The organism is Micromonospora sp. MH33 (assembly GCF_003013775.1).
Lineage (GTDB): Bacteria > Actinomycetota > Actinomycetes > Mycobacteriales > Micromonosporaceae > Micromonospora > Micromonospora fulviviridis.
Genome location: NZ_MUYZ01000333.1, coordinates 1 through 7,204, shown reverse-complemented (window position 1 = coordinate 7,204; position 7,204 = coordinate 1). Strand labels below are relative to the sequence as shown.

7 protein-coding genes are annotated in these 7,204 nt (G+C 75.0%); 5 read left to right on the top strand and 2 right to left on the bottom strand.

All coding sequences use genetic code 11. The features are described 5' to 3' along the window. Positions 1 to 734 (top strand): hypothetical protein (locus B0E53_RS31280; protein WP_246835687.1); only part of this gene is annotated, 734 nt, incomplete at its 5' end. Positions 735 to 740: 6 nt separating this feature from the next. Here the strand turns inward: B0E53_RS31280 and rsmI are convergent. Next, positions 741 to 1,589, bottom strand: a complete 849-nt coding sequence (gene rsmI, locus B0E53_RS31275; protein ID WP_107079272.1) for a 16S rRNA (cytidine(1402)-2'-O)-methyltransferase — start codon at positions 1,587 to 1,589, stop codon at positions 741 to 743. Positions 1,590 to 1,672: 83 nt separating this feature from the next. On the opposite strand from rsmI, the gene B0E53_RS31270 reads away from it, so the two are divergent. The 3 genes from B0E53_RS31270 (at position 1,673) to B0E53_RS31260 (ending at position 5,842) form a co-directional block, all read left to right on the top strand. Then, positions 1,673 to 3,373, top strand: coding sequence for a phospholipid carrier-dependent glycosyltransferase (locus B0E53_RS31270; RefSeq protein ID WP_107079271.1), 1,701 nt, complete (start codon positions 1,673 to 1,675; stop codon positions 3,371 to 3,373). 412 nt (positions 3,374 to 3,785) lie between these two features. Further along, positions 3,786 to 5,066, top strand: a complete 1,281-nt coding sequence (locus tag B0E53_RS31265; RefSeq protein WP_107079270.1) for a VWA domain-containing protein — start codon at positions 3,786 to 3,788, stop codon at positions 5,064 to 5,066. Between the two features lie 2 nt (positions 5,067 to 5,068). Next, positions 5,069 to 5,842 carry a peptidase gene (locus tag B0E53_RS31260; RefSeq protein WP_107079269.1) on the top strand — a complete coding sequence of 258 codons (774 nt, stop codon included), beginning with the start codon at positions 5,069 to 5,071 and terminating at the stop codon, positions 5,840 to 5,842. 54 nt (positions 5,843 to 5,896) lie between these two features. Here the strand turns inward: B0E53_RS31260 and B0E53_RS31255 are convergent, their stop codons facing one another. Then, positions 5,897 to 6,166 (bottom strand): hypothetical protein, encoded by a 270-nt coding sequence (locus tag B0E53_RS31255; protein WP_107079268.1) that lies wholly within the window; start codon positions 6,164 to 6,166, stop codon positions 5,897 to 5,899. A gap of 113 nt (positions 6,167 to 6,279) precedes the next feature. Between B0E53_RS31255 and B0E53_RS31250 the strand changes: the two genes are divergently transcribed. Beyond that, a complete protein-coding gene (locus tag B0E53_RS31250) occupies positions 6,280 to 6,936 on the top strand; it encodes a 4'-phosphopantetheinyl transferase superfamily protein (protein WP_107079267.1) in 657 nt (218 codons plus the stop codon). The last annotated feature ends 268 nt before the right edge of the window (positions 6,937 to 7,204 follow it).

Genomic DNA, 7,204 nt, shown 5'->3' with positions numbered 1-7,204 from the left:
CGGCCGACCCGCCGGTGGAGGTGGAACCGACCACCGGGGCGCCGGTGGACGCCGTCCCGCGCCGGGTGCCGGTCCGGCAGCCGCGCTGGCACCGTCGTTCCGCCCCGCCGGACGGTGGGACCGCCTGGGCGCCGATCGAGGAGGTGCACTGGGACGGCACCCCGCTGCGGGAGGAGCCGCAGCGGCGGGCCGCCCGCCGGCCGGGCCGCCGGTCGGCGTCCCGGCGCGAGCAGCCGGTTCGTCCCCCGGATCCGGTCACCGGCCTGTCCGTGCTGCTGTCGTTGAGCCTGCTGGCGGCGTTCTTCGCCTGGGTGAGCGCCGGGCCGCTGTGGCTGGCCGTGGGGCATTCCACGAGCGGCACAGCGGTGATCACCAACTGCACCGGCGGCGGGCTGACCCAGCGCTGCCGGGGGATCTTCCTGGCCGACGGCGAGCGCTTCCTGGCCCACGGGGTCCGGGTCAGCGGGGTGCCGGCCGAGCGCAGCGCCACCGGCTCGGCGCTGCCCGCCCGGATGACCGGGCCGGCCGGCGGCACCGCGTACGCCGACGCCGGCGCCGGCCGGCACCTGCGCTGGTTGCTCGGGCTGCTGCTGGTGGCCGGCTGCGCCGCCGGGATCGCCCGGTGGACCGGCGCGACCCGGCTGCCGGACCCCCGGCACCGCCGTTGGGCGGTGGGTGTGGCGCTGGCCGGCCCGCTGCTGATCACCGTCGGCTTCCTGGGCTCGGCCTGGTAGCCGCGGTCAGCTGTGCACGACCGTGTAGACCTCGCGGCGGCGCAGCCCGAACTCGGTGGCGACCTCGGTGATGGCGTCGCGCCGGGACAGCCCGGCCGCCTCCCGCGCGGCGACCGCGGCACGCAGCGTGTCGTCGTCGGGCCGGACGGCCGCGGCCGGCGGCGCCCCGGCCACGACCAGGGTGATCTCGCCGCGCGGGTCGCCCGCCGCGGCCCACTCGGCCAGCTCGCCGAGCGGCCGGCGGACCACCTCCTCGTACGTCTTGGTCAGCTCGCGGCAGAGCGCGGCGGGCCGGTCCGGGCCGAACGCCTCGGCCAGGTCGGCCAGCGCCCCGGTGATCCGGTGCGGCGCCTCGAAGAGCACCAGGGTGCGTTCCTCGCCGGCCAGCGCACGCAGCCGGGACCGGCGGGCGCCGGGCGTGCGGGGCAGGAAGCCCTCGAAGCAGAACCGGTCGCAGGGCAGCCCGGACAGCGCCAGGGCGGTGGTCACCGCGCTCGGCCCGGGAGCCGCGGTGACCGGGATCCCGGCGTCGAGGGCGGCCCGGACCAGCCGGTAGCCGGGGTCGGAGACGCTGGGCATGCCACCGTCGGTGACCAGCGCGATCGTGTAGCCGGCGGCGAGCACGTCGACCAGTTCCGGGGTCCGGCGCTCCTCGTTGCCCTCGAAGTAGGAGACGATCCGGCCCGGCACGGTCACCGCCAGGTCCCGGGCGAGCCGGGTGAGCCGGCGGGTGTCCTCGGCGGCGACCACGTCGGCGGTGGCGAGCACCTCCCGGAACCGGGCGGACGCGTCGGCCGGGTTGCCCAGCGGCGCGCCGAGCAGCACCAGGCGGCCAACCTCGGACATTTCACCCACGACGTGCGCTCCTTCATCGACGGCCGTACCAATCTCGGCGACGACGGGCGCCACCGGGCACCTTCGCAGCCTACGATCGCCGGGTGACGAGTGCGTCGACAGCACAGAGCGCGAACGCGGGCGGGTCCGCCGACGAGCCGACCGCCGCCGACCGGACCACCGGCTCCGCGACGAGCGGCGGCCGTGGCCGGATCCCGGCCGTCGTCCGGCGACGGCTCGACACGGTCGACGCGCGCCTCGACCGGGGGCAGGCATGGCTGGCCACCGGGGTCGTGGTGGCGATCGCGGCGATCCTGCGCTTCGTCGGGCTGAGCGGCCCCAACGGGAAGATCTTCGACGAGATCTACTACGCCCGCGACGCGTACGGGCTGATCGACCGCGGCGTCGAGTGGAACTACAAGGACAACGGCCCGTCGTACGTGGTGCACCCGCCGCTGGGCAAGTGGCTCATCGGCCTCGGCGAGTGGGCCTTCGGCTACCAGGACGCGGAGACGAAGATCTCCGTGCCGGGGCACCTGATGACCACCGCCCCCGAGTTCGGCTGGCGCTTCGCGGCGGCGATCGCCGGCACCCTGTCGGTGCTGCTGCTGGTGCGGATCGGCCGGCGGATGTTCCGGTCGACGACGTTGGGCTGCGCGGCCGGGCTGCTGCTCGCCCTGGACGGCTTCCATTTCGTGCTCTCCCGCACCGCGCTGCTCGACATCTTCCTGCTGCTGTTCGTGCTGGCCGCGTTCGGCGCCCTGGTGCTCGACCGGGACGCCCGGCGGCGGCGCTGGGCCCGGGCGCTGGAGGCGGGGCTCGACCCGTCGCTGCCGGGGCGGGCCGGCCGGCCGCCGTCGACCTGGCGGGACTGGCCGTGGTGGCGGCTGGCCGCCGGGGTGCTGCTCGGCTGCGCCTGCGCGGTGAAGTGGAGCGGCCTCTACTTCGTCCCGGCCTTCGCGCTGCTGGTGCTCCTCTGGGAGGTCGGGGTCCGCCGCTCGGCCGGGGTCCGCCGCCCGTGGCGGGACGCCCTGCTGGACGAGCTGCCCTGGCTGCTGGCGGCCGGTGTGCTGATGGTCGTCACCTACGTGGTCACCTGGTCGGGCTGGCTGCTCGGCGACGACGGCTACTACCGCCTGGCCAGCCGCTACCCGAACACCCCGGGGCTGAGCGACACCCCGGTCATCGGGCCGCTGATCAATCTGTGGGAATACCACAAGGCCGCGTACGGCTTCCACACCCAGCTCGACGACCCGCACAAGTACCAGTCGTGGCCGTGGCAGTGGCTGCTGCTCGGCCGCCCGGTCGCCTTCTACTGGTCCGGCGACGGCAACTGCGGCGCGCCGAGCTGCGCCTCGGAGATCCTGCTGCTGGGCACCCCGCTGCTCTGGTGGTCGTTCCTGCCGGCGCTGGCCGCGACGGTCTGGCTGGGGCTGGCCCGGCGGGACTGGCGGGCCGGGGCGATCCTGCTCAGCGTGGCCGCCGGCCTGCTGCCCTGGTTCTGGTTCGCCCTCGACGGCCGGACGATGTTCTCCTTCTACGCCGCGCCGGCGGTGCCGTTCCTGGTGCTGGCGGTGGTCTACGTGCTCGGCGCGATCGTCTCGCCCGCCCCGGCCGCCGGCACGGCGGCGCCACCGAACGCCGAGGACGCCTCCGACCGCCGCCTGGTGGGCGGGATCATCGCGGGCGCGTACGTGCTGCTGGTCGCGCTCTGTTTCGGCTACTTCTACCCGATCTTCGTGGGCCGGCTGATGGCCTACGCGGACTGGTCCGCCCGGATGTGGCTGGACGGTCGCTGGATCTGACCGGCGTGGCCCCGGCGGGGACCACCCGCCGGGGCGGAAAACCGGTTGCGATCACGCGACGGCCGAGGGCCGCGGCAAGAGCCCGGATCGGGGCACGAAAAAGCGCGCCCCGATCGCCTGCCACGGGGGAAGCGGGCGATTGGGGCGCGCAAGACAGAGCTTAACCACAGTGCGGCACTGGCACAACGGGTCGAGCCGGGTCAGATTCCCGACGAATGCGCCACCCCACAAAAGGTTTACATCGGGCACCTCACGGTGGGTCACGCAGGGAAAACATTACGAATTCCTTACTATCCACCGCAGCGCCCGCGAGCCGCCACGCAACTCCTGATCATGCCGCCTGTCGCATCGATTCGTTTCGATCATCAGACCCGGATGATCTTCCATTGTGGATCTCACTACACTTCGCCCCGTGATCAACAAGAGACGATCGACGGCCGTCCTCCTGGGACTGCTGGCGACGACCGCGCTGATCGGTCCGCCGCCCGCCGCGGCCGGCGACGAGACCGCCGAACCCCCCGCCGAGCCGCCCAAGGTCGAACTGGTCCTGGACGTCAGCGGCTCGATGCGGGCCCGGGACATCGACGGGCGCAGCCGGATCTCCGTCGCCCAGCAGGCGTTCAACGAGGTGGTCGACGCGCTGCCGGACGAGACCCAGCTCGGCATCCGGGTGCTCGGCGCCACCTACCGGGGCAAGGACAAGAAACAGGGCTGCCTGGACACCCAGCAGATCGTGCCGGTCGGTCCGGTGGACCGTACGCAGGCCAAGGCCGCCGTCGCCACGCTGCGCCCGACCGGCTTCACCCCGGTGGGCCTGGCGCTCCGCTCCGCCGCGCAGGACCTGGGCACCGGCAGCACCGTCCGCCGGATCGTGCTGATCACCGACGGCGAGGACACCTGCGCCCCGCCCGACCCCTGCGAGGTGGCCCGCGAGCTGGCCGCCCAGGGCACCCGGCTCGTCGTCGACACGCTCGGCCTGGCCCCCGACGAAAAGGTCCGCCGGCAGCTGCTCTGCATCGCCGGGGCGACCGGCGGCACCTACACCGCGGCGCAGAGCGCCGACGAGCTGACCGGGCGGATCAAGCAGCTGGTGGACCGGGCCCGGGACACGTACACCGCCACCCCGACCGTGGTGGGCGGGTCGGCCGGGTGCGACAACGCACCGCTGCTCGCCCCCGGCGTCTACACCGACCGGGAGGCGTTCGCCGAGCACCGCTGGTACCGGGTGCCGGTGCGCCCCGGACAGGAGCTGCGCGCCTCGGTGAGCGTCGCGCTGGACCGGCCGGTCAACCCCGACTACGGAGTGCTGCTGCGGGCCACCGCGCCGGACGGGCGGGAACTCGTCCGGGGGGTCGACGCCGGCAGCGGCCGTACCGACGTGGTCTCGGCCGGGCTGCGCTGGTCGGCCGCCGAGGAGGCCAGCCCCGCCCCGGCCCCGAGCGGGGTGCAGCCCGCGCGGACCGTCTGCCTGGTGGTCAGCAACTCGTTCGCGCCGCGCCCCGGCACGCAGGTCACCCCGGGCATGCCGGTGGAGCTGACCGTGGACGTGGTCGCCGCGTCCCCCGCCCCGGACGGGCCGGACCTCGGTCGGGGCTGGGCGCTGCTGCTCCTGCTCACCCTGGCCGGGCTGGTCACCGGGCTGGTCGCCGGGCTGCTCACCCGCTGGTGGGTCGCCACCTGGAGGGAGAACTGAGGATGCGTACGCTGATCCGCTCCGCGGCGGCGCTGGCCGCCGCCGGGCTCGCCTTCACCCCGGGGGTCGCCGCGGCCGCGCCGACCCCGTCGCCGGGTACGGCCACCGTCACCAAGGCCGGCACCTCGTTCCTGACCGCCACCACGATCACCCCCGGCCAGCCGGTCCGGGTGGGCGCCTCCACCGGCGACCACCTGTACTGGTCGTTCCGCGCCGAGGCGGGCCAGGTCCACGAGGTCACCGCCACGGTCTCCTTCGGCAAGGCGCGCACCGGCGCGTCCACCTGGACCGTCGACGTCTTCGACGGGCTGCGCCGCCGCCAGGCGTGCACGGCCGGCACGCAGACCCCGACCGCGGCGGCGACCGCGACCAGCGTCGCCCTCGACTGCACGCTGCGCCGGGTCCGGCCGTGGGCGGAACCGTGGTCCGGCGACCCGCTGCCCGGCACCTACTACCTCCGGCTCTCGGTCACCGACCTGCCCGAGCCCGACCTGGGCCTGCCGGTCGAGGTGGACCTGCTGGTCGGCGCGGAAGCCGAGGGCGGCGGGTCCGGCGACGACGGGGAACTGAAGGCGCCGCTGGTGCCGAACACCAGGGCCGGCCAGGTGCTCACCGCCGAGCCCGCCCCCGAACCGGTCGCCGAGGAGGAGGGCAGCCTCACCGGCTGGCTTCCGGAGCCCGGCTCCCGGTGGGTGTGGACCAGCGTGGGCGGCGTGCTCGCCGCCGTGGCGGGCGTCGTGGGCTTCGCGCTCACCCGCCGACCCCGCCGCCCCTGAGCCCGCGACCGGTGGCCGCCGCGCACCCGACGCGACGGCCACCGGAAGCGCGGGTCAGAAGGTACGCGGGGCGCGCGGCACCCAGCCGATGAACCGGTCCTGGAGCGAGGAGACCGCGGCGGCGCGCAGGTCCTGCGAGGCGGCGGCCAGGCAGGAGCCGAGATAGACGCTCAACGAGGCGCGGTCCACCTGGTACTCGTCCAGCAGTTGCCGACGTTTCGTGGCGCAGGGCCAGTCGTCGCCGCAGGAACCACAGGTCCAGTCGGGGGTCACGGGGGCGTGCTCGCCGGGTCGTGATTCCGACGCCTTCGCGCCAGGCGTCATCGGCCGATCCTCTCATCAATGGACACATGCGTGTGGACGGTCGCCTCCCCGCAACGACCCAACAGCGTCCCGAAACGCTCCGACGTTACATGGTTGCGGTACGTTTCCCCGTCATGCGCGACCTTCTGCCGCCCGAGGTCGCCGTGGCGGTGGCCGCCGCCGCGGACTGGACCGGCGCGCTGCTCCCGGCCGAGCGTGCCTGCCTGGGCGAACACGCGGTGGCCAGCCGCCGCCGGGACTTCACCGCCGGCCGGGTGTGCGCCCGCCGGGCGCTGGCCGGGCTCGGGCTGCCGGCCACGCCGGTGCCCGTGGCCCCCGACCGCGCCCCGGTCTGGCCGGCCGGCGTGGTCGGCGCCATCACCCACACCCGGGACTACTGCGCAGCCGCCACCGCCCGCGCCGCCGACGTCCGCGCGGTGGGCCTGGACGCCGAACGACACCGGGACCTTCCCCCAGGGGTACGCCGGAAGGTCTGCCTGCCCGAGGAGGAGGCCGACCTGGACCGGCTGCCCCGCGGGGTGGCCTGGCCGACCGTGCTGTTCAGCGCCAAGGAGACCGTCTACAAGGTCTGGCACCCGCTCGTCGGGACCTGGCTGGACTTCGCCGACGCCCGGGTCACCCTCGACCCGGACGCGGGCACGTTCACGGCCCGGATCGCGCCGGCCCGGCTCGCCGCCGCCCCGGTGACCGATCCGCCGCCATCGATAGCCGGTCGGCTCGCGGTGGACGCCGATCTGGTGCGCACGGCCGCCGTTCTGGTACCCCGGTGAGGGCCTGACGGTCGCGTTGCCGGCGGCTTGTACCGTCGTGCCGACTGACGATCTCGAAGGTGCCCAAGGAGTACGGTGAGCCACCCTCAGCCTCCGTTCGGACCGCAGGACCCGAACCAGCAGCCTCAGGAACCGCCGACCCAGGCGTTCCCCACCGCGCCGATGCCGCCGGTGTCCGGCAGCCCGTACGCGCCGCAGCCGCCGGTCTCCGGCGCGCCGCAGCCGCCCACCTCGGGTTCCCCGTACCCGCCGCCGGCCCCGGGTGGCG